Raw genomic sequence first — 20,362 nt, 5'->3', positions numbered from 1 at the left:
ATAGAGAATAGTTCAATTTTCCCAAGTGAGGATAAACCCAATGTACACTGTCGCAGATCTCAAAAAAGGCCTGAAAATAACCCTCGATGGCGACCCATACGTGGTGATCGCCTTTGATTTCACCAAGCCGGGCAAGGGGCAGGCACTCTATCGTACCAAGATGCGCAACATGATTACCGGCGTCATCCTGGACAGGACCTACCGTTCCGGCGAAACATTCGAGACGGCCAGCCTGGAAGACCGGAAGATGCAGTTCCTCTACAAGGAAGACGACCATTTCGTCTTCATGGACAACCAGAACTACGAACAGTACCGGATGAGCGAAGAGGCGGTAGGCGATGCCAAGAACTACCTGATCGACAACCTCCCCGTTGATATTCTCATCTTCAAGGACAAGGCCATCGGTGTTGACCTCCCCAACTTCGTCCAACTGAAAGTCATCGAAACCCTCCCATGGGTCAAGGGAGACACCTCCGGCAGCGACTCCAAGCCCGCCACGGTGGAAACCGGTTATATCCTCCGCGTCCCTCCGTTCATCGAGGAGGGGGAAACCATTGTCATCGATACCCGCTCCGGCGAGTATTCCACACGGGTCAAAGGGTAGCATGACCGCAGGATGGCAGCAGACTCTGCGCAGACCGGCTCTTATGGAGCGATCGCGCATCATGCAGGCCATTCGCCGGTATTTCGATGGAGGGGGGTTTCTCGAAGTGGAGACCCCCCTTCGCATTCCCGCCCCTGCCCCTGAATCCCATATCGATGCCGTGCCGTCCGGCGACTGGTTCCTGCAGACCTCGCCGGAACTTTGCATGAAGCGGCTCCTGGCGAGCGGATACGAGCGGCTGTTCCAGATATGCCGCTGCTGGCGGGACGGCGAACGGGGAAGGCTACATATCCCCGAATTCACCATGCTGGAATGGTATCGTGCGGGTGGGGATTACACCGACCTGATGGCAGACTGCGAAGGGCTGATCCGGAGTGCTGCGGCGTGCGTGGGAAAACGGTCTTTCCTGGTCGTGAACGGTGCGGAGATCGCTCTCGATCTCCCCTGGGAGAGGCTGAGCGTGCGTGAGGCCTTTCTGCGCCATGCCGGCTGCACGATGGAAGAGGCACTGTCCGCAGACACCTTCGACGAGCTGATGGTGACCGCCATCGAACCGCACCTCGGCATGGAGACCCCGACCCTGCTCTGCGATTACCCGGCAAAAAGGGCTGCGCTCGCTAGTCTCAAGGCAGCCGATCCGACCGTTGCGGAGAGGTTCGAGCTCTATATCGCCGGTATCGAACTTGCCAACGGTTTTTCCGAGCTGACCGATGCGGTGGAGCAGAAGCGTAGGTTTGACGAGGAAGAGACGTTCCGCAGGTCGCAGGGGCGCATCCCCTACCCCGAACCGGCCCGTTTCCTGGAAGCGCTCCCCTCCATGCCCCCCTCAGCCGGCATCGCCCTTGGCCTGGACCGCCTGGTGATGGTGCTGCTCGATGCCGCGTCCATCGACGCTGTCGTCGCCTTTACCCCCGAGGAGTTGTAACCTCTCCGTTTGTCACATCGCGGTATTCGACGATCTCCCCCCGGTAGTTCCGCAACTTCAGCAGGTCCCCGTTCCGGCTTGCATAGTCGGGCAAGAGCGGCACCTTTCCCTCCCCCCCGGCCAGATCAATCACGTAATAAGGTGTTGCAAGCCCCGAGACGTGGCCACGAAGCGCCTCCATGACGGCAATGCCGGTGGCAACGGGCGTCCTGAAGTGGCATGTCCCCCTGACCAGGTCTATCTGGTGGATGTAGTAGGGTTTCACCCGTATCCTGAGCAGGCCGAGCATCAACTCTCGCATGACCGTTGGGTCGTCGTTGACCCCTTTGAGCAGCACGGTCTGGTTTCCCAGCGGTATACCGGCATCGGCAAGCCTGGCACAGGCCAGTGCCGACGCAGGGGTAATCTCCCACGGGTGGTTGAAGTGGGTGTTGATATAGAGCGGGTGGAACCTTCGCACCATGCGGCAGAACCGCGGGGTGATCCGTTCCGGCAGGGTAACCGGCACCCTTGTGCCGATCCGGATGATCTCGACGTGGGGAATGCGGCGAAGGCGCTCAAGCAGGTCGGCAAGCCGATCGTCTTCCATGAGCAGTGGATCGCCGCCCGAAAGGATCACGTCGCGAATGGCCGGAGAAGAAGCGATGTAGTGGAGTGCCGCGTCGATGTCAGTGTCCGACGGGGCCAGGCACGCACATCCGACCTGGCGCTTGCGCATGCAGAAGCGGCAATAGACTGCGCAAGTATTGGAAACGAGCCAAACCACCCGGTCGGGATAACGGTGGATCAGCCCGGGTACCGGGCTCAGGTTCTCTTCGCAAAGAGGATCGGGTATGCCGGCCCGGTCGTCCAGTTCCTTCGAGTCAGGCACGGCCTGTAGCCAGATCGGATCGCCCGGCTCTTTGATAAGCGAAAGGTAATGGGGGGTGATCCGCAGGGGGTAGCGGGCGCTGACTGGGGCAAGCTGCTCCGGATCAATGGCGAATCGCTCTGCCAGTTCAAGGGGCGAGGTCAGGCTCTGGGCAAGACTGCGCTGCCATCCGTTCATCGGTCGGTCTTCAATGCCCCGATCAGTTCCCGGATATCGGCGATACCGTTTTCAACCAGGTAGGTCTCGATGCCGGCGGCAATGGTCTCGGCAGCCGAGGGGTCGAGGAAGTTCGCGGTCCCGATCTGCACCGCGGTGGCGCCGGCCAGGATGAACTCCAGGGCATCAACCGCAGTCATGATGCCGCCGATGCCGATCACCGGCACCGTTACTGCCCTGGCCACTTGCCAGACCATGCGCAACGCCACGGGCTTGATGGCCGGCCCGGAAAGCCCGCCGGTGATATTGGCGAGGATCGGGCGCCGGCTCTTCAGGTCGATGGCCATGCCGGTGAGGGTATTGATGAGCGACAGGGCATCGGCACCGGCATCGACGCACGACTTGGCCATGACCACGACGTCGGTGACATTGGGGGAGAGCTTGACGATCATCGGCTTGCCGGTATTCTTCCGCACCAGGTCCACCACCTCGAATGCGGCTTTTGGGTCGGTGCCGAAGACGATCCCCCCCTGCTTGACATTGGGGCAGGAGATGTTCACCTCGATCCCGGCCACCTCGGCAATGCCATCCAGCCGGCTGGCCAGTTCGCCGTACTCTTCGAGGGAGTTGCCGTACAGGTTGACGATGACCGGTGTGGAGATCTTACGCAGATAGGGGACTTTTTCGCCGATGAACGTGTCGATCCCCACGTTCTGGAGCCCGATGGCATTGAGCATCCCCCCTGGAGTCTCCACGATGCGCGGGGTCGGATTGCCAGCCTTGGGCTTGATGGAGAGCCCCTTGGTGATGATGGCGCCGATCTTTTCCAGGTCCAGGTACGGGGCGAATTCGCTGCCGTAGCCAAAGGTGCCGGATGCGGTCATGACTGGGTTGCGCAGCTTGATGCCTGCAATGTCGACGGAGAGGTTGGGATGTGTCATGGGTCAACTCCAGAGGAGATCTGCTTGATCAAAGACCGGGCCGTCCTTGCAGACGCACCGGTAGTCGGGGGTTGTTTCGCTGTGGTCCTTCCCCTGGACGACGCAGCCGAGGCAGGCTCCGACACCGCAGGCCATGTACCCCTCAAGGGAGACCTGGCAGGCGATCCCGTATTTCTCTGCCAGAAACGCCACTGCCTTCAGCATCGGCGTCGGACCGCAGGCGTAGATGGTGGCATTGGCGCCGGCTCGCGACAGATGCTGCTCCAGGACCTCGGTCACCAGCCCCTGGGCTCCCAAGGTCCCGTCATCGGTGGCGACATAGGTCTCAACACCGAGCCGGTCGAATTCGGTGATGCAGAGGATATCCTCCTTGTTTCGCCCCCCGGCGAACAGGTGGACCCTGGACTCTCTTACCAGCTCCTTGGCCAGGTAATAGAGCGGTGCCAGGCCGACCCCTCCCCCCACCAGCAGCTTTTCGCCGGCGGGATCGCCCGGGGTGAAGCCCTTTCCCAGCGGCCCGAGGATATCCAGGTGATCCCCATGGTGCAGGGTCGAGAGCATGGCAGTCCCCTTGCCGACAACCTTGTAGAGGATCTCCAGGTAGGTCTGCCTGCCGCAGTCGGTGAATTCGGTCTCGAAGGTCCCCAGATCGAAGACACCGAACGGCCGGCGCAGCAGCGGGTCGATGGCCGGATTGACCTTCACCATGACGAACTGCCCCGGACAGGAGGAGCCGATGGTGGGTGGTGCGGTCATCCGCATCCGGAAATACGAGGGTGAAACCTCCACATTGGAGAGCACCATTGACTTAAACTGCATTACCTGTCTCCGGGTTGGTCGAAGATGTACTCCATCAGGATGGCATCTTCGCCGTTTTCATAGTATTTGGGACGCCGTCCCGTCTCAACGAAGCCGAGATTCCGGTAGAGGGCACGGGCAGGCTCGTTGGAAACCCTGACCTCCAGGCTCAGAACGCTGGCTCCGCGGTTACGGTAGTCGTCAAGCAGGGACTCGATCAGCAGGCGACCCAGACCGTGGGAACGCAGGTCGGGCCGGACAGCCACATTCAGGATCTGCGCCTCGTCAAGAAGGAGCATGGGGCAGAGATAGCCGGCCACCCGCCCCTCTCCGTCCAGCGCCACCAGGGGGGAAGCAAACGGGGAATTGAGTTCGTCGAGGAAGTGCTCCCTGGTCCACGGCTTGGGGTAGGAAACCGCCTCAATGGCCAGAACCTCATCCAGATCGGCATCGCTCATGGCGCAGATGGTAATGTCGCCAACTCCCGTCATCCGTAGCATCATAGGCGAACAGCAGGCGGCATGCAAACCTTTTTTCGGGCCAGAATCGGTTTGACTTTTCCATGTCGATAGTTTAAGTAAAGAGTTTCGATATTGTCAGAAACGGAGCAGGTACCCATGGGTGTTACCTATAAGGACGCCGGCGTAGACATCGATGCCGGCAACACTTTTGTCAAGATGATCAAACCGCTGGTAAAGGCCACTTCGCGCCCCGAGGTCATCGCCGACATCGGCGGCTTCGGCGGCCTTTTCTCGCTCAATACGAACAAATACAAAAACCCGGTCCTGGTGTCAGGAACCGACGGCGTCGGCACCAAGCTCAAGCTGGCATTCATGGCCGACAAGCACGATACCGTAGGCATCGATCTGGTCGCCATGTGCGTCAACGACATCGTCGTCCAGGGGGCCGAACCGCTCTTTTTCCTCGATTACCTGGCAACCGGGAAGCTTTTGCCGGAAAAGGCCGCGGAGATAGTCAAGGGGATCTCGGCCGGCTGCGTCCAGGCCGGCTGCGCCCTGATCGGCGGCGAGACCGCTGAAATGCCCGGTTTCTATGCAGACGGGGAATACGATATCGCGGGCTTCACCGTCGGCGTCGTCGACCGGGACAACATCATCGACGGCTCCTCCATTACCGTCGGCGACCGTCTGATCGGCATAGCCTCCAGCGGCCTGCACAGCAACGGCTACTCCCTGGCACGCAAGGTGATCTTCGAACATCTCGGCCTCGGTATCGACAGCCAGCTCCCCGGTCTCGGCAAAAGCGTCGGCGAAGAGCTGCTCACGCCGACCCGGATCTATGTAAAATCGGTGCTGAACCTCATGCGCGATTTCCATGTGCACGGCATCGCCCACATCACCGGCGGCGGGCTGCTGGAAAACATCCCCCGCATCCTCCCCCACAAATGCAAGGCGATGCTCCATCGGCAGAGCTGGGAGATCCCTCCCCTCTTCTCCCTGTTGCAGCAGGGGGGCAATATCAGCGACGAGGAGATGTTCCGGACCTTCAACTGCGGCATCGGCATGGTGCTCGCGGTGCCGGAAAAAGAGACCGAGGATATTCTCATCAGGCTGTCGGGCCTTTCCGAACAGGCCTTTGTCGTCGGTGAAGTAGTGAAATGCGAGGAAGGGAAAGAGTGTGTGGAGTTCAATGACTGACACCGGCAGACAGGCAGTCGCCGTTGGGGTGCTGGTTTCGGGAAACGGCACCAACCTGCAGTCGATCATCGACCGGATCGAGTCCGGCGAGCTGTTGGCCCGTATTGCCTGCGTCATCAGCAACAAGGCCGACGCCTTTGCCTTGGAGCGTGCCCGTCGCCACTCCATCCCCGCCATCCATCTCGACCACAGGCAGTACCAGAACCGTGAGGCCTACGACGCCGCCCTGGTTACCACCCTGGGAACACACGGCGTTGAACTCGTCGTACTTGCCGGGTTCATGCGGATACTCACCCCGGTGATCATCGACGCTTTTCCCAACCGGATCATGAATATCCATCCGGCTCTGCTCCCCGCCTTCCCCGGCCTCCATGCCCAGCAGCAGGCGCTCGACTACGGGGTAAAGGTCAGCGGTTGCACGGTTCACTTCGTCGATGCCGGCTGCGATACCGGCCCGATCATCATCCAGGCTGTCGTGCCGGTCGTCGAAGGCGACACCGAAGATTCCCTGTCCCAGCGAATCCACAAGGAAGAACACCGGATCTACCCGGAGGCCATCCAGCTCTACGCAAAGAGGCGCCTCACCATCGAGGGGCGTTGCGTCAGGATCGCTCCTGCCGATTGAGTGCGGCCGCTTTCTCTCCTGCGGCCACGAACCGCTCCACCCATTCCTCCCAATCAAACCGCTCAGCATCGAACAGCACGGCCAGCGGGATAAAGGTATCCAATTCCCTCACGTCACGCTTGAACAATTTAGTAACAACATCATGAAACAAAAGGACTTCCTCCTGGAACAGGCGGGTGAACTCTGCCCGTAATCCCGGCAGTTCCACAGGCGATCCTTCGGTGAAATTGAGCGTACACCACTCGTCGTGCAGCAGGGTGCCGTCAGGGTCGATGAGCGGCAGCCCGTGGAGCCTGCAGGTCATGGGGCGATGCTCATAGACAAGGCAGCGGCCGTCGTCCCCCAGGAGGACGCAGGGGGTCTCGTCGTCATCGGGCATGAGCTGTTCCCACTCCTCTTCGGGCCGATCGTTAAGGACGAATGGGGGCGCCAGTTCCGGCCAGAGCCGCTCCATCTCTGCCAGCCGCGCTGCGGCCTTCTTTCGCACCGATTCCTGCAGTTCCCGGGGAAGCCGGGCAAAACCGAGGCGCAGAAACAGGGCGTCCGTCAGGGTGATGTCGAACAGTCCCCGGCAACAGTCGCTGCATCCGGCATTGCAGCGGATATCGTCAGGGAAAGCCTCCATGCAGCGCCTGAACCAGGCGTCCACCTCGGCAAGCAGCGCCCCGTAGCGGTCAAGGATATGGAGTATTTCAGGTTGCATGGATTTCCACGACAAAGGGCGGCGAGAGTTACACGCCGCCCTTTTGGATGCTGTTCAAGTGAAGCTGGCCAATGAAACTTATTCGCCGGTCAACTCGGTTCTGCCGAAGATGGCCTTCAGCACATACCCTTCTGCCTCGATATTCTCGCGGCCACCCTCTTCCCGGTCAACCAGGGAGACAATGCCGAGCACCTTGAGCCCTTCTTCTTCTGCCCGCCGCACCGCTTTCATGGAAGAGCCGCCGGTGGTGACCACGTCCTCCACGATGACCACCTTGGTGCCGACAGGAAGGTTCTTGCGCCCTTCCAGCCACTGGCCGGTGCCGTGCCCCTTGGGCTCCTTGCGGATGATGAACGCATGCAGCGGGTTGCCGTCCAGAAGGGCGGCAATGGAGGTTGCCGTGGCAATCGGGTCTGCGCCGAGGGTGATCCCGCCAACTGCCTGTACCCCCTCGAACCCCTTGGCGGCCTCATAGAAGAGCTTCCCCACCAGAAAGCCCCCTTCTGCATGGAGTGTGGTCTGCTTGCCGTCAAAATAGAAATCGCTCTCCCGGCCGGAGGCGAGAGTCACCCTCCGCTTTTCGTAGGACAGCTCCATGATGATCTGCTTCAAACGCTCCCGATCGGTCATAACAGTGGCTCCTTTTCAAATAGGTCGAGTTGCGGCTCAGGCCCGAGCCGGGGAAATTGAATGGGGTACTCGCCGGTGAAACAGGCATGGCAGTGACAGCCGGCCTTCCCTCCCACAGCCTGCATCAGGCCTTCACGGGAGAGGTAGCCGAGCGAATCGGCAGTGATGTACCGCCGGATCTCCTCGATGGTATGGGATGAGGAGATCAGCTCTTTCCGGTTCGGGGTGTCGATGCCGTAGTAGCAGGGGTAACTGGTGGGTGGCGAGGATATCCGCATATGGACCTCTTTCGCACCGGCATTCCTGACCATCTTGACGATCTTGCGCGAGGTGGTTCCCCGGACGATGGAATCGTCGATGACCACCACCCTCTTCCCCTTGAGGATCTCCCGCACCGGGTTGAGCTTGATCTTGACGCCGAAGTGGCGGATCGATTGGGCCGGCTCGATGAAGGTGCGCCCCACGTAGTGGTTACGGATCAGCCCCATCTCGAAGCGGAGCCCCGACTCCTCGGCATACCCCATGGCTGCCGGCACCCCGGAATCCGGGACCGGGATGACGATATCGGCCTCGATGCCGTGCTCCCTGGCCAGTTGCCGGCCAAGCTCCTTGCGGACCTGGTAGACGTTCTTGCCGAAGATGAAGGAATCGGGACGGGCAAAATAGACGAATTCGAAGATGCAGGGGGCCGGGATCTCCTTCTTGAAGGGGAAGTGGGAGGTCACGCCGTCCTTGCCGATCACCACCATCTCGCCCGGTTCGATCTCGCGGATGAATTCGGCCTCGATCAGGTCGAGGGCACAGCTTTCCGAGGCGACCACATAGGAGTTGCCCAGCTTGCCGAGGCAGAGCGGCCGGAAGCCATGGGGGTCCCTGGCTGCAACCATGCGGGTTTCGGTGAGAAACAGGAGGCAGTAGGCCCCTTTGATACGGTTGAGTGCCTCGATGATCCGGTCTTCCAGGCTGCTGGATTTGGAGGCGGCCAGGAGGTGGACGATGATCTCAGTGTCCATGGTAGTCTGGAAGATCGATCCCCATGCCTCCAGTTCGGCCCTGATCAGCTGGGAATTGACGATGTTGCCGTTGTGGGAGACGGCGATGGAGCCGCGGGAGTAGTTGACCAGGATCGGCTGGACGTTCTTGACGACCGAATCGCCGGTAGTGGAATAGCGGACATGGCCTATGGCGGAATTGCCGGGGAGGTACCTGAAGATGTCGGGGTTGCCGAAGACATCGGCAACCAGCCCCATGCTCTTGTGGGAGAAGAGATTCTGTCCATCGGACGAGACGATGCCGCACGCCTCCTGCCCGCGGTGTTGAAGGGCATACAGTCCGAGATAGGTCAGGTTGGCCGCTTCCTTATGGTTGTAGATGCCAAAAATGCCGCATTCTTCTTCGGGCCTTGCAAACTTCATGGTTTCTCCTTCGGGAAACCGTTGAACCGCTCCCCCGGCCGCCATGAGTCGGCGCCCGGCAGGCAACGGCTCAACAGAGGTTCTTTTTCACATACTCGGCTGCATTCCGGAACAGGATCAGGCCATCCCCATCCTCGGGGAGTTCTTCACGCGTCCAGCGGGGATGGTTGGTCCGGTGGACAAAGGCCTCGGGATGGGGCATCAACCCCATCAGCCTGCCACTGGCATCGCAGATGCCGGCAATGGCATTCTGGGAGCCATTGGGGTTTAAGGGGAACTCCATGACAGGCGTTTCGTAGGCAGAGTCGGCATATTTGAGGACCGACAGGTTGCGGTTTTCGATCTGTTCGAGCACCGCCGGCGAGGCAGCGACGAATTTCCCTTCACCATGGCGGATCGGCAGGTAGATCCCCTTTTCGATCCCCTGGGTAAAGATCGAAGGCGCATCGGGATTGACCTTCAGATAGACCCAGCGATCCTGGAAACGGCCGCAGTCGTTGAAGGTAAGGGTTGCCTCCTGGTTGAGATAGGTGCCGTCCAGTGCCGGCAGAAGCCCCATCTTCACCATCATCTGGAAACCGTTGCAGACCCCCAGGATCGGCTTGCCATCGGCGATGAAGCGGATCAGCTGATCCAGCAGATGCTCCTCGCTCCCCGCTATCCGGGCATACCTGAGTCGATTGGCCTGTGCCTTGGCGCTTCCCAGGTCGTCGCCATCCAGGAACCCCCCGGTCAGGTTGAGAAAATGGAAATCATCGAGACGGACCCCGCCGGTCAGGATATCGGCGATATGGGCGATGACCGCCTCGTCGAATCCCCCCAGGCGGCAGGCATGGGCTGCCTCCACCTCGCAGTTGGTGCCGTTGCCGGTTATGACGATTGCGCGTGCTTTGTGTGCCATTTACAGGTCCCTCAGGGTTTTCTGCCAGGATTCTTTCAGTTCAGCCAGTCCCGCCCGGATCACGCTGTTCCCGTCAAGCCCCGCGATGTCAAGCACTGGCTCAGCCGTGACCAGTCCGATGGACGCGAAGCAGTTGCCGCTCATGATCGCCTCAAAACGCTCGCGGTTCTCGGGATGGACCGTCACCAGGTGACGGGAGGCGGATTCGCTGAAGAGCAGCACGGTGTCGTTTCGTGCCGTCATCTCACCTTTCCAGAGTACGGAGGCAAGATCGATGGTCATCCCGTACCCGCCGGCAAAGGCGGATTCGGCGGAAGCAACGGCCAGGCCGCCATCGGACAGGTCGTGGCAAGAGGCAACGACCCCGGCCAGAACCGCTTCATGATAGGCCTGGTAACGGCGATAGGCCTTGGCGGCATCGACCACCGGGACGTTGTTGCCGACAAAGCCCTTCAGGTTCAGGAATTCCGAGGCCCCCAGTTCGTTGCCGGTCTTGCCCAGGAGGTAGACGATGTCGCCGGGTCGTTTCAGGTCCATGGTGACTGCCTTGCGGATATCCTCGATCTTGCCGATCACGGAAAAGAGAAGGGTCGGCGGGATGGAGATCTTCGTGGTACCGTCGTAGAAGTCGTTTTTCATGGAATCCTTGCCGGAGATGAGCGGCAGGTTATAGGCAAGGCAGATGTCGTAAAGCGCCTGGTTGGACCTGACCAGTTGGGCCATCTTGTACGGTCCGTCAGGGGTCTTCTCGGAGAGAACCGGGTCGCACCAGCAGAAGTTGTCCAGGCCGGCCACCAGATCCAGTGAACCGCCGACGGCCACATAGTTGCGCATCCCTTCGTCGATGGAATTGGCGGTCATGTGGTAGGTGTCGATGTCGCTGTAACGGGGGCAGATGCCGTGGCTGACGACCACTCCCTCGTAGGAATCGAGGATGGGTCGAACGACAGCGGCATCGGATGGGCCGTCATCCGCAACCCCGGTGAACGGCTTGACAATGCTCCCTCCCTGCACCTCGTGATCGTAGCGCCTGACCACCGACTCCTTGGAGCAGACATTGAGGGAGGCAAGCAGCGCCTTCAGGTCATCCGTATGGTCTGCTCCGGAAGCGATCTGCGGCTCGGGGTGCCGTCTGGTCTCCCATTTTGCCGGGAGGATCATGGGGGGGAGCCCCTCGTGCATGAACGCCACCGGCAGGAAGGCTACAGTCTGCTCGCCGTACATGATCTGGAATATGCCGGTGTCGGTGAACTCGCCCAGGACGGTCGCCTCGACACCGAAGCGCCTTGCCATCCCCAGGAATTCATCGATATGCTCCGGTGGCACAGCCAGGGACATCCGCTCCTGGGCCTCCGAGATGAGGATCTCCCATGGGTTGAGACCGGGATACTTGAGGGGTGCCTTGGCAAGGTCCATCCGGCAGCCACCGCATTCCCCCGACATCTCGCCGATGGAGGAAGAGAGACCGCCGGCGCCATTGTCGGTGATGAACCGATAGAGCCCCTTGTCCCGGGCGCGGATCAGGAAGTCGAACATCCGCTTCTGGGTGATCGGGTCGCCGATCTGCACCGCCGAAACCGGGGAGTTTTCGTTCAACTCTTCCGAGGAAAAGGTGGCGCCATGAATCCCGTCCTTGCCGATGCGGCCGCCGGTCATGACGATCAGGTCGCCCGGCAGGATCTCTTTCTCGTGGGATTTTTCGCCATTGATGGTCGCCGGCATGATCCCGGCCGTGCCGCAAAAGACCAGCGGCTTGCCGGCAAACCGCTCATCAAAGACCAGCGAACCGTTGACCGTGGGGATGCCGCTCTTGTTGCCGCCATGCTCGACCCCCTCCACCACCCCTTCGTAGATGCGGCGGGGATGCAGCAGCCGGGCAGGAAGAGGCTTGTCGTAGAACGGGTCGGCAAAACAGAAGACATCGGTGTTGAAGATCAGCCTGGCACCCTTCCCCGTACCAAAGGGATCGCGGTTGACGCCGACGATGCCGGTGAGCGCCCCACCATAGGGGTCAAGGGCTGACGGGGAGTTGTGGGTCTCGACCTTGAAGACCAGGGACCAGTCGTCATTGAAACGTATCACACCGGCATTGTCCTTGAAAACCGACAGACAGAAGTCCCGCTCCCCCAGCTTTTCCCGGACATCTCTGGTGGTCCGCTGGATGAACGACTTGAACAGGGATTTGATCTCCTGCCGGTTCCCCTGCTCGTCTTCGTACAGCACCGTGCCGGCGAAGATCTTATGCTTGCAGTGTTCCGACCAGGTCTGGGCCAGCGCCTCCAGCTCGACGTCGGTCGGTCTTTCCCCCAACCCCACCTTGCGCCGTTCTGCCAATATCTGCGGATCCCGGAAATGCGCCTGGATGATCTTCATCTCTTCGAGGGTCAGGGCCAGGACCCCATCCTTGCTGATTCTCAGCAACTCTTCGTCGGCAACGTTCAGGTCGATTTCACGGACCTCCGGCCTGGACTCGGACTGGACCTTGGGCACCGTTGCGGGGAACCCGCCGCGGGCCTGGAAATCGGCAGCAGCAAGGATTGTATAGCGCTGGATCAGGGTATTGCAGAGGAGACCGGTGGCAATCCGCTCCATGTCGGCGAGGCCGAGTCGGCCCGTCACCAGGTACTGCACAGAGGTGTAGACCGCTTCCCCCGATGCAAGCGGCCGGCCGATCAGATACTCGATCGCCTCCTTGGCAGTGCGCCCCACGTTGTCGGTGACACCGGGGCGGAAGCCGACCTCGACGGCATAATCGAATCCGGTTGCCCGTGGACTGTCGAGACTCCAGGCCTGGATCACCGGATCGCTGAAAGGGCCCGCGGCAACATGCACCAACTCCTCGGGCGACAGCGCTGCATCCACCGTATAGACATCCAGGGTGCGGACTTCGTCCACGGGCAGATGCAGGAAATGTTCGATCTCTCTTTTTACCCGCTCGCCGCGGGCATCGCGAATTCCGTCCTTGAGGGCAACCTCGATACGATGGGCCATTATTGTTCCTTGTGCAGATGGATGGTGCGAACGGGATAGGGAATGACGATTCCTGCCTCTCCGAATCGCGTGAGGAGGAGCGTATTGATCTTGTCGGTCACGGAGAAGACGCGCGTATACTCTTCAACCCAGAAAAACAGGGAAAGGGCAAGGGCACTGTCGCCAAAGGCGGTAAAGTACGCCTCCGGCGCCGGTTCCCGCAGGACCTCCGGTATCTCCAGGGAGGTCGACACAAGCAGCTTTTTTGCCAGTTCCACATCTGTGCCGTAGGCCACCCCGACGTTGATGCGCCCCTTTGCCCGGACATCGGGGAATGCCAGGTTGATGACCGTGGTGTTGCAGAGGTCGGAGTTGGGGATGATCAGCAGGGTATTGTCGACCGTCTTGATCTTGGTGGTCCGCAGCCCGATATCGGTAACATCTCCCCAGTTGCCGTCCTTCAACTGGACCCGGTCGCCGATCCTGAACGGCCGGTCGATCATCAGGGTAAAGCCCGAAATCATGTTTGCCAGGGTATCCTTGGCCGCCAGACCGATGGCGAGCGAGCCGATTCCCAGGGCGGTGACCAGGGAGAGGATATCGTAATTAAAGTGCTTGAGGGTGATGATCAAGGCCGTACTGGCCAGGAAGATGGTGACCAGCTTTTCCAGAAGCGGGATGAGCTGGCGATCGAGCCCATCGCCATGCCGCTGGGCCAGCCGGTTGGCATACCAGGCAAGGACCTCGTCCGTGACCCGATAGGAGATATTGGTCAGAATCGCCATGTTGACGACAAAGACCGCTCCCGATGCGGCAACATGGATCTTCTCGGCAAACGGCAGCGACGTGACCGCGTAATAGAGCCCGGCAAAAACCACCAGCATGGCGGTCGGCGGCGTGACCCTGGTCAGGATGCGATCGTCCAGGTCCGACGCGGTGAACGCGGTGAACCGCGGCCCCCAGGTCATCATGAGATACTTGACGATCTTGGAAGCCACCCAGAAACAGGCAAAGATCAGAACAGCGATCAGGAGTTCCTTGGACCAGAAAAGATAGAGTCCGTCGGTCTCCTGGGCGCGGAAATAATCGAGAATCCTATCCACCGAACACCCTCGTGAAGATCGTGTCCACATGTTTCAGATGATAGCCCAGGTCGAACGCCTCCCGGATCTCATCCTCACCGAGATAGCCCCGTACATCCTTGTCGCTGCAGAGCTCATCCTGGAAGTCCTTCCCCTCTTCCCAGACCTTCATGGCATTGCGCTGCACCAGCGTGTATGCCTTCTCTCGCGAAGCGCCGGCCGTGGCAAGTTTCAACAGCACCCGTTGCGAGTAGATCAGCCCCCGCATGAGATTGAGGTTCCTCATCATGTTGTCGGGGTAGATCACCAGGTTGTCGATCAGGCCGATTGCCCGGTTCAGCATGAAATCGAGCAGGATGGTTGCATCCGGACCGATGATCCGCTCGACCGAAGAGTGGGAGATGTCGCGCTCGTGCCAGAGGGCGACGTTCTCCATGGCTGAAACAGCATAACCGCGGATCAGGCGGGCAAGACCGGTGAGATTCTCCGACAGGACCGGGTTCCGTTTGTGGGGCATGGCCGAAGACCCTTTTTGCCCCTTGCTGAAGAACTCCTCTGCCTCCAGGACCTCGGTACGCTGCAGATGGCGGATCTCGACGGCGAATTTTTCGATGGAAGAGGCGATGATCGCCAGGGCGGAGAAGAATTCGGCATGCCGGTCGCGCTGGATGACCTGGGTCGAACAGGGGGCCGGCTTGAGCCCGGCCTTTTCGCAGACGTAGACCTCCACCCGGGGATCGATGTTGGCAAAGGTCCCCACTGCGCCGGAGATCTTGCCGTAAGCCACGGTCTCCCGCGCAGCCTCCATGCGGCGGAGGTTCCGGCGCATTTCGTCATACCAGAGCGCCATCTTGAGCCCGAAGGTGACCGGTTCCGCATGGATGCCGTGCGATCGCCCCATCATCGGAGTCATCTTGTGTTCAAAGGCACGCCTTTTTATGACTTCCATCAGGCGCTTGATGTCGCTGATGATCAGGTCCGAGGCCTCGGCAAGCAACAGGGCAAAGGAAGTGTCCAGCACGTCCGAAGAGGTCATCCCAAGGTGAACGAAGCGGGAGTCGTCGCCGATGTAATCGGCTACAGAGGTGAGAAAAGCGATCACGTCGTGTTTGACCGTCTTCTCTATCTCGTCGATGCGTGCCACGTCGAAGTTCGCCTTTGCCTTGATCCGCTCGACCGCGTCGCGCGGGATGTTGCCGAGTTCAGCATGAGCCTCGCAGGCGAATACCTCGATATCCAGCCATTTCCGGTAACGGTTTTCAGGGGTCCAGATGGCAGTCATTTCGGGACGGGAATAACGTTCGATCACTGGTCAACTCCTTGAGTCTGTGTTGTGGATGAAAAATATCAGAGACAAAACATATCACTCGCACGGTACTGGGTTCCGACAATCAACTGTGGTGCGCAGGTCGTTTGCCTGCTCATGAACGAGACGGTGACTTCGGCAACCTTTTCCGGATGGTTGTTTACCTCGGAGAGGTGGGCCAGAAAAACCGCTTCCAGTTCCGCATGCAGGATATCCCCCAAAAGCTCCATGGATTCGTTATTGGAAAGATGCCCGTGCCGTGATTTGATGCGCTGCTTCAGGTGCCAGGGATATGGCCCGTTCAGGAGCATCTCTTCATCATGGTTTGCCTCAAGGACCAGGGCTCGGCAGCCTTTCAGCTTCTCCTTTACCAACCGCGTGGCAATGCCGAGGTCAGTGGCAATACCGACCTTCCCCTCCCCGCTCTCCAGGACAAATCCCACAGGGTCGCAGGCATCGTGCGTAATGGGAAATGGATCGATCTGCAGATCGCGAAAGGCGAACGAATAACCGGACTCAAATTCAAGGGGGCTGGTCCGGGCAAAGAGTTTCGAGCTGCCGGCAAGGGTCGGATAACTGATGAGTACCGGGATCTTCAGGCGCCGTGCCAGAGTCCCGACACCACGGATGTGATCGCCATGCTCATGGCTCACCAGGATGGCATGCAGGCTGGCAGGGTCGACATCGATACTGGAGAGCCGCTCGACAATCTCCCTTCCGGAACAGCCGGCGTCGATGAGCAGCCGGGTATCGCCGGTCTCCAGATAGATCGAATTTCCCTTACTGCCGCTGGCAAGCAGGCACAATCGCACGTGCGATACCCCAATGAAATGAGCTTTCCCGCATAGACCGATAAACTTTGAAATATACCGAAAACTCGCTCTCCATTCAAGGAGAAAGGTGATATTCAGAGCATGTTCATGTATTCAAGCGTGGCGTCCACAGTGAGGGGATTGAGCGGAAGAAGGATATGGAAGGTCGAACCAGGGAACTTGTCGGGATTGTAGCCGGGGGATTCAACCCAGATCTCACCACCGTGCATCTCGACAATCCCCTTGGCAATGGCCAGACCGAGCCCGGCTCCCTTTGCCTTGAATGCGACCTTACCCGAGCTGTGCTCCTCGATTTTTCCGGCTTCATAGAATTTTTCAAAGATTCTCTGCTGGTCTTCGCGATCAATGCCGATGCCGGTATCGGTGATGGTCACCTCCACGTAGAGGTGATGTTCCTTGCCGATATCCGCTGCCTTGCGGGCGGCATCGACGATCTCCGAATTGCGGTTCTTGACGATGTATTTGGCCGTTGTCGCAATGGTTATTTTGCCGCCGTCGGGGGTAAACTTGATGGCGTTTCCCAGGACGTTGGAGAGGAGCTGGATCAACCGCATGCCGTCGCCGCGGATGGGGGGAATGGATTCATCCAGGTTGAATGCCAGTTCCTGCTTGCGCATGGTGAAAAAGAAGCGGAGCTCATTGACCGCGTCCTCCACCAGCCGGTTCAGGTTGATATCCTCAAGCTTCAGCCGCAGACGCTTCTCGTCGATCATGGAGACATCCACCATGTCCTTGACGATGCCATCGAGCCTCACTGCAGCATTGGAGATATTTTCCACCATCTCCAGAATGGTCTTGTCGACCTGATCGGACATGTCGGAAAGGATCAGTTCGGTATATCCCATGATGACCGTCAGAGGGGTTTTGAGCTCGTGGGAGGCAAGTCCGAGAAACGAATCCTTCATCTTGTTCAGGCGGGCAAGGTCGGCCGCGCTCTTGCCTAGATTGAGCAGCACTTCGCGTTCCCGGGTAATGTCCCTGAAGATTGTCTGCACGAGGAACTGATTGCCGCTCTTGATGGAACTGGCATTGACCCGGGCAAGAACGACCTCTCCCCCCATCTTTACAAACTGCATCTCTTCGGCGATATGCACCCCTGAGAGTGCCTGGCGGAAAACATTGTGGATCTTGGGGATATTTTCGGCATTGAGAAGCAGGAGCAGCTTGGTAATGGGGAGGCCAACCAACTTCTGGGCGGAATAGCCGAAGAGCTCCTCAGCCATTTTGTTGACGATAACGACCGTCTCGTTGTTACCGACAACGACGATGGCATCACCCGAGTCTTCCATCAGCGACTTATAGAGCTGCTCCGAGCGTTCCAGCTCGATGCTCAGATTTTCAAGCTTCTGATATGACATGCGCAATTCCTCGTGAGTGCCTGCCAACTCACGGTAATTGCGCTGGATCTCCTCTTCGCGGTTCTTGAGGGATTCGGACATGAAATTGATGTTCTTTGCCAGTTGGTTGAACTCGTAAACCGGCACCTCCTGGATGCGGGTCTCGAATGACCCTTCGGATATCTTTTTTACCCCACCCAGCAAAGCGGCAATGGGGTTCAGGATGCTCCTGTTGACAAAAGCCACCAGAAAGGAAAATGAGACCAAAAGTGCCAGTATCAGAAAGAAAACGGTCCGGATGATCTTGCTTTTCAGCTTGGCATTGATAGCTTCCGCCGGGAAACCGACGTGGATCTGTGCCGCTACCTTGCCATCTGCCGTATTGACCGTGGTGATCGTATCGTAATAACGGTAGGAGGTACCGATGATGAATGCCTGGCGATTGTTCTTGGTGGTGATGACGTGCCTGACATCATCAAGTTGAAGATGTAGAAATACGGGGTCATTGAGGAAAAGCTGCCTGCCGGTGGGATCGGTAACGATACAGTAGGCGATTTCGGGATTGCCCTGCACAAGCTCCTGGCATTTTTCGGAGATGCCGGCAATCTCCTTCAGTTCCAGCCCCAGACCAACGATCTTCTCCACGTAAGTCCGCATGGAACTGCCGATACTCTGGGAGCGCAGAACCAGGATATCTACGTAATCCCTCCTGTCTTCGGCGAGCTCCAGGGCGGAGAGACAGAAGATCAGGATAAACAGGAATATGAAGGAGAAAAATGTTATCCGGAATTTGAGAGTGTTCTTCATGTCAGGCGCCAGATTGTGGCTAGAGTGGAGGGCCGCAAGAAATTCTTAAAATAATAGCATGCATTGAGCTGACTTGCCATTATTTTAAATCCCATTACGACCTCTCAGCACCCAGAAAAAAGGCTGTTTAACACAGCCTGTCTAGCCACGTGGCGCCTTGGCGGGAACCTGGGCAGCTTTTCCTGATCAATCCAGGGGATGCGCCTGGAGAAATGTACGGATCTGTTCAATGCGTCGACAGGTCTCCTGAACCCCGAGCACCTGAATGATTTCACCTATTCCCGGCGCATGGGTCCCCCCGGAGAGGGCTATGCGCACCGGCTGGCCAACCTGCGGCATCTTCCATCCCTGCTCGGTGCAGACCTCTTTGAACAGCAGATCGAATTCTGCTGCAGATTGAGCGGCCGAGCCCCCCAGCTTGTCGAGTACGGCGCCACAGACCGCTACCAGGTGATCCGTGCCGAATTTCCGCAATGCCACGAGGTCGTAGTCAACAGGTGGAATATAGTAGAAGAGCGCCCCATCCGCCATCTCGATCATGGTCCTGGCTCGCTCCTGCAGCGATCTGACCACGGAGACAAGCTCAGGGCCACTGGCCAGGGAGACGCCGCGCTGTTCGAGAAACGGGATCAGCAGTTGAGCTAGCCGGGCCGGGTCGCCGGTTTTGATATAGTGGGCGTTCAGCCAGAGGAGCTTGTCGGGATTGAAGACCCCGGCCGATCTCCCCACCGACTCGATAGTGAACTTTTCGATCAGTTCTTCTCGCGAAAAGATCTCATCGTCGCCATGACTCCAGCCGAGCCGGACCAAGTAGTTGACCATGGCCTCCGGCAGGAATCCCATGTCGCGATATGCCATGACGCTGGTGGCACCATGACGCTTTGAGAGGCGCGTCTTGTCCGCGCCGAGGATCATCGGCACATGGGCAAACTGCGGCACCGGGTGACCAAGGGCTTCATAGAGCAGTATCTGGCGCGGGGTATTGTTGATGTGGTCGTCGCCGCGGATGACCATGGAAACGTTCATGGAGGCATCATCGACCACGACCACGAAGTTGTAGGTCGGCGTCCCGTCCGTGCGCTGGATGATAAGGTCGTCCAGTTCGGCATTGTCAAAGGATATCCGCCCCTTGATCAGGTCGTCGAAGGCAGTTGTTCCGCTGTCGGGCGCCTTGAATCTTACCACGTACGGTTTTCCGGCCGCTTCTCCGGTCAGACTGCGACAGGTGCCGTCATACTTCGGCTTACGACCCTCTGCCAGTGCCCGCTCCCGTTTGGCCTCCAGTTCCTCGGCAGTGCAATAGCAACGATAGGCCTTTCCTTCGGCAAGAAGCTGCTGCACACACTCCGCGTAAACAGGGAAACGTTCCGACTGGTAGAACGGCCCCTCGTCCCAATCGAGCCCCAGCCACTCCATAGCCTGGAGGATCGCGTCCACCGATTCCTGGGTAGACCGGGCAACGTCGGTATCCTCGATACGCAGGATAAAGGTGCCCTTCAGCTTTTTGGCCAGCAGCCAGTTAAAGAGTGCGGTACGGGCACCACCGATATGGAGATAGCCCGTGGGGCTGGGTGCAAAACGAAGACGGACTGGGGACATTCACTGCTCCTCTCGGTGGCTCGAACGTTCTTCTTGCGGATCAGGCGCCGGTTTCCCAGGGATGCGATACTCCTCAGCCGCCCATGCCCCCAGATCGATCATCTTGCAACGATCGCTGCAGAATGGTCGTGCAGGATTCCCTTCCCAGAGCGAAGGTTTCTTGCATACGGGGCAGGTAAGCTCTCGCAGCGGCATCCCTCT

At 59.1% G+C, this 20,362-nt stretch carries 19 protein-coding genes; 4 read left to right on the top strand and 15 right to left on the bottom strand.

Features of this window, described 5'->3' with window-relative positions:
- The first annotated feature begins 40 nt into the window (after window positions 1-40).
- Window positions 41-604, top strand: coding sequence for an elongation factor P (gene efp, locus GJT30_01960; protein ID MSM38377.1), 564 nt, complete (start codon window positions 41-43; stop codon window positions 602-604).
- 1 nt (window position 605) lies between these two features.
- Window positions 606-1,529: an EF-P lysine aminoacylase GenX gene (gene genX, locus GJT30_01955; GenBank protein MSM38376.1), complete on the top strand. Its 924-nt coding sequence runs from the start codon at window positions 606-608 to the stop codon at window positions 1,527-1,529.
- Here genX and GJT30_01950 read toward each other — a convergent pair.
- The 4 genes from GJT30_01950 to rimI are packed head-to-tail and all read right to left on the bottom strand — an operon-like array spanning window position 1,510 to window position 4,786.
- The gene (locus GJT30_01950) at window positions 1,510-2,577 is read right to left on the bottom strand and encodes a KamA family radical SAM protein (protein ID MSM38375.1); all 1,068 of its coding nucleotides are present in this window, start codon (window positions 2,575-2,577) and stop codon (window positions 1,510-1,512) included. The genes genX and GJT30_01950 overlap by 20 nt on opposite strands.
- Window positions 2,574-3,497 (bottom strand): dihydroorotate dehydrogenase, encoded by a 924-nt coding sequence (locus GJT30_01945; protein MSM38374.1) that lies wholly within the window; start codon window positions 3,495-3,497, stop codon window positions 2,574-2,576. Before GJT30_01945 ends, GJT30_01950 begins: the two co-directional genes overlap by 4 nt.
- Before the next feature lie 3 nt (window positions 3,498-3,500).
- On the bottom strand, window positions 3,501-4,316 hold the full coding sequence (locus GJT30_01940) for a dihydroorotate dehydrogenase electron transfer subunit (protein MSM38373.1): 816 nt from the start codon (window positions 4,314-4,316) through the stop codon (window positions 3,501-3,503).
- On the bottom strand, window positions 4,316-4,786 hold the full coding sequence (gene rimI, locus GJT30_01935) for a ribosomal-protein-alanine N-acetyltransferase (protein ID MSM38372.1): 471 nt from the start codon (window positions 4,784-4,786) through the stop codon (window positions 4,316-4,318). The genes GJT30_01940 and rimI overlap by 1 nt, the downstream gene beginning before the upstream one ends.
- Before the next feature lie 126 nt (window positions 4,787-4,912).
- Here rimI and GJT30_01930 point away from each other — a divergent pair, with 126 nt between their 5' ends.
- Both GJT30_01930 and GJT30_01925 read left to right on the top strand, forming a co-directional pair.
- Window positions 4,913-5,953 carry a phosphoribosylformylglycinamidine cyclo-ligase gene (locus tag GJT30_01930; GenBank protein ID MSM38371.1) on the top strand — a complete coding sequence of 347 codons (1,041 nt, stop codon included), beginning with the start codon at window positions 4,913-4,915 and terminating at the stop codon, window positions 5,951-5,953.
- Window positions 5,946-6,578 (top strand): phosphoribosylglycinamide formyltransferase, encoded by a 633-nt coding sequence (locus tag GJT30_01925; GenBank protein ID MSM38370.1) that lies wholly within the window; start codon window positions 5,946-5,948, stop codon window positions 6,576-6,578. The genes GJT30_01930 and GJT30_01925 overlap by 8 nt, the downstream gene beginning before the upstream one ends.
- Here the strand turns inward: GJT30_01925 and GJT30_01920 are convergent.
- The 11 genes from GJT30_01920 to yacG all read right to left on the bottom strand — a co-directional run bounded on the left by GJT30_01920 (window position 6,556) and on the right by yacG (window position 20,356).
- The gene (locus GJT30_01920; protein MSM38369.1) at window positions 6,556-7,269 is read right to left on the bottom strand and encodes a YkgJ family cysteine cluster protein; all 714 of its coding nucleotides are present in this window, start codon (window positions 7,267-7,269) and stop codon (window positions 6,556-6,558) included. The genes GJT30_01925 and GJT30_01920 overlap by 23 nt on opposite strands.
- Window positions 7,270-7,359: 90 nt before the next feature.
- Window positions 7,360-7,911, bottom strand: a complete 552-nt coding sequence (pyrE, locus tag GJT30_01915; protein ID MSM38368.1) for an orotate phosphoribosyltransferase — start codon at window positions 7,909-7,911, stop codon at window positions 7,360-7,362.
- Window positions 7,908-9,326 (bottom strand): amidophosphoribosyltransferase, encoded by a 1,419-nt coding sequence (locus GJT30_01910; GenBank protein ID MSM38367.1) that lies wholly within the window; start codon window positions 9,324-9,326, stop codon window positions 7,908-7,910. The genes pyrE and GJT30_01910 overlap by 4 nt, the downstream gene beginning before the upstream one ends.
- A gap of 70 nt (window positions 9,327-9,396) precedes the next feature.
- A complete protein-coding gene (locus tag GJT30_01905; GenBank protein ID MSM38366.1) occupies window positions 9,397-10,227 on the bottom strand; it encodes a phosphoribosylformylglycinamidine synthase subunit PurQ in 831 nt (276 codons plus the stop codon).
- Window positions 10,228-13,218: a phosphoribosylformylglycinamidine synthase gene (locus GJT30_01900; GenBank protein MSM38365.1), complete on the bottom strand. Its 2,991-nt coding sequence runs from the start codon at window positions 13,216-13,218 to the stop codon at window positions 10,228-10,230. It abuts the gene before it with no gap.
- Entirely contained in the window at window positions 13,218-14,330 is a 1,113-nt protein-coding gene (locus tag GJT30_01895) for a mechanosensitive ion channel (GenBank protein ID MSM38364.1), read from the bottom strand. The genes GJT30_01900 and GJT30_01895 overlap by 1 nt, the downstream gene beginning before the upstream one ends.
- On the bottom strand, window positions 14,293-15,588 hold the full coding sequence (locus tag GJT30_01890) for an adenylosuccinate lyase (protein MSM38363.1): 1,296 nt from the start codon (window positions 15,586-15,588) through the stop codon (window positions 14,293-14,295). The genes GJT30_01895 and GJT30_01890 overlap by 38 nt, the downstream gene beginning before the upstream one ends.
- A 38-nt stretch (window positions 15,589-15,626) precedes the next feature.
- Complete coding sequence (locus tag GJT30_01885; protein ID MSM38362.1) at window positions 15,627-16,397, bottom strand: MBL fold metallo-hydrolase; 771 nt, start codon at window positions 16,395-16,397, stop codon at window positions 15,627-15,629.
- A 95-nt stretch (window positions 16,398-16,492) separates the two neighbouring features.
- A complete protein-coding gene (locus tag GJT30_01880) occupies window positions 16,493-18,562 on the bottom strand; it encodes a PAS domain S-box protein (protein MSM38361.1) in 2,070 nt (689 codons plus the stop codon).
- A 186-nt stretch (window positions 18,563-18,748) separates the two neighbouring features.
- On the bottom strand, window positions 18,749-20,161 hold the full coding sequence (gltX, locus tag GJT30_01875) for a glutamate--tRNA ligase (protein ID MSM38360.1): 1,413 nt from the start codon (window positions 20,159-20,161) through the stop codon (window positions 18,749-18,751).
- Window positions 20,162-20,356, bottom strand: a complete 195-nt coding sequence (gene yacG / locus GJT30_01870; protein MSM38359.1) for a DNA gyrase inhibitor YacG — start codon at window positions 20,354-20,356, stop codon at window positions 20,162-20,164.
- Window positions 20,357-20,362: the final 6 nt, after the last annotated feature.

The organism is Geobacter sp. (genome assembly GCA_009684525.1).
Classification (GTDB): domain Bacteria; phylum Desulfobacterota; class Desulfuromonadia; order Geobacterales; family DSM-12255; genus Geoanaerobacter.
This window is presented reverse-complemented; position numbering and strand designations above follow the sequence as displayed.

Excerpts from the sequence above, each read along its gene's own strand:
- GJT30_01950 (MSM38375.1), bottom strand. The coding sequence starts at position 2,577 with ATGAACGGATGGCAGCGCAGTCTTGCCCAGAGCCTGACCTCGCCCCTT.
- GJT30_01910 (MSM38367.1), bottom strand. The coding sequence starts at position 9,326 with ATGAAGTTTGCAAGGCCCGAAGAAGAATGCGGCATTTTTGGCATCTAC.
- GJT30_01905 (MSM38366.1), bottom strand. The coding sequence starts at position 10,227 with ATGGCACACAAAGCACGCGCAATCGTCATAACCGGCAACGGCACCAAC.
- rimI (MSM38372.1), bottom strand. The coding sequence starts at position 4,786 with ATGACGGGAGTTGGCGACATTACCATCTGCGCCATGAGCGATGCCGAT.
- efp (MSM38377.1), top strand. The coding sequence starts at position 41 with ATGTACACTGTCGCAGATCTCAAAAAAGGCCTGAAAATAACCCTCGAT.
- genX (MSM38376.1), top strand. The coding sequence starts at position 606 with ATGACCGCAGGATGGCAGCAGACTCTGCGCAGACCGGCTCTTATGGAG.
- GJT30_01925 (MSM38370.1), top strand. The coding sequence starts at position 5,946 with ATGACTGACACCGGCAGACAGGCAGTCGCCGTTGGGGTGCTGGTTTCG.
- GJT30_01945 (MSM38374.1), bottom strand. The coding sequence starts at position 3,497 with ATGACACATCCCAACCTCTCCGTCGACATTGCAGGCATCAAGCTGCGC.
- gltX (MSM38360.1), bottom strand. The coding sequence starts at position 20,161 with ATGTCCCCAGTCCGTCTTCGTTTTGCACCCAGCCCCACGGGCTATCTC.
- GJT30_01930 (MSM38371.1), top strand. The coding sequence starts at position 4,913 with ATGGGTGTTACCTATAAGGACGCCGGCGTAGACATCGATGCCGGCAAC.
- GJT30_01940 (MSM38373.1), bottom strand. The coding sequence starts at position 4,316 with ATGCAGTTTAAGTCAATGGTGCTCTCCAATGTGGAGGTTTCACCCTCG.
- pyrE (MSM38368.1), bottom strand. The coding sequence starts at position 7,911 with ATGACCGATCGGGAGCGTTTGAAGCAGATCATCATGGAGCTGTCCTAC.
- yacG (MSM38359.1), bottom strand. The coding sequence starts at position 20,356 with ATGCCGCTGCGAGAGCTTACCTGCCCCGTATGCAAGAAACCTTCGCTC.
- GJT30_01895 (MSM38364.1), bottom strand. The coding sequence starts at position 14,330 with ATGTGGACACGATCTTCACGAGGGTGTTCGGTGGATAGGATTCTCGAT.
- GJT30_01900 (MSM38365.1), bottom strand. The coding sequence starts at position 13,218 with ATGGCCCATCGTATCGAGGTTGCCCTCAAGGACGGAATTCGCGATGCC.
- GJT30_01880 (MSM38361.1), bottom strand. The coding sequence starts at position 18,562 with ATGAAGAACACTCTCAAATTCCGGATAACATTTTTCTCCTTCATATTC.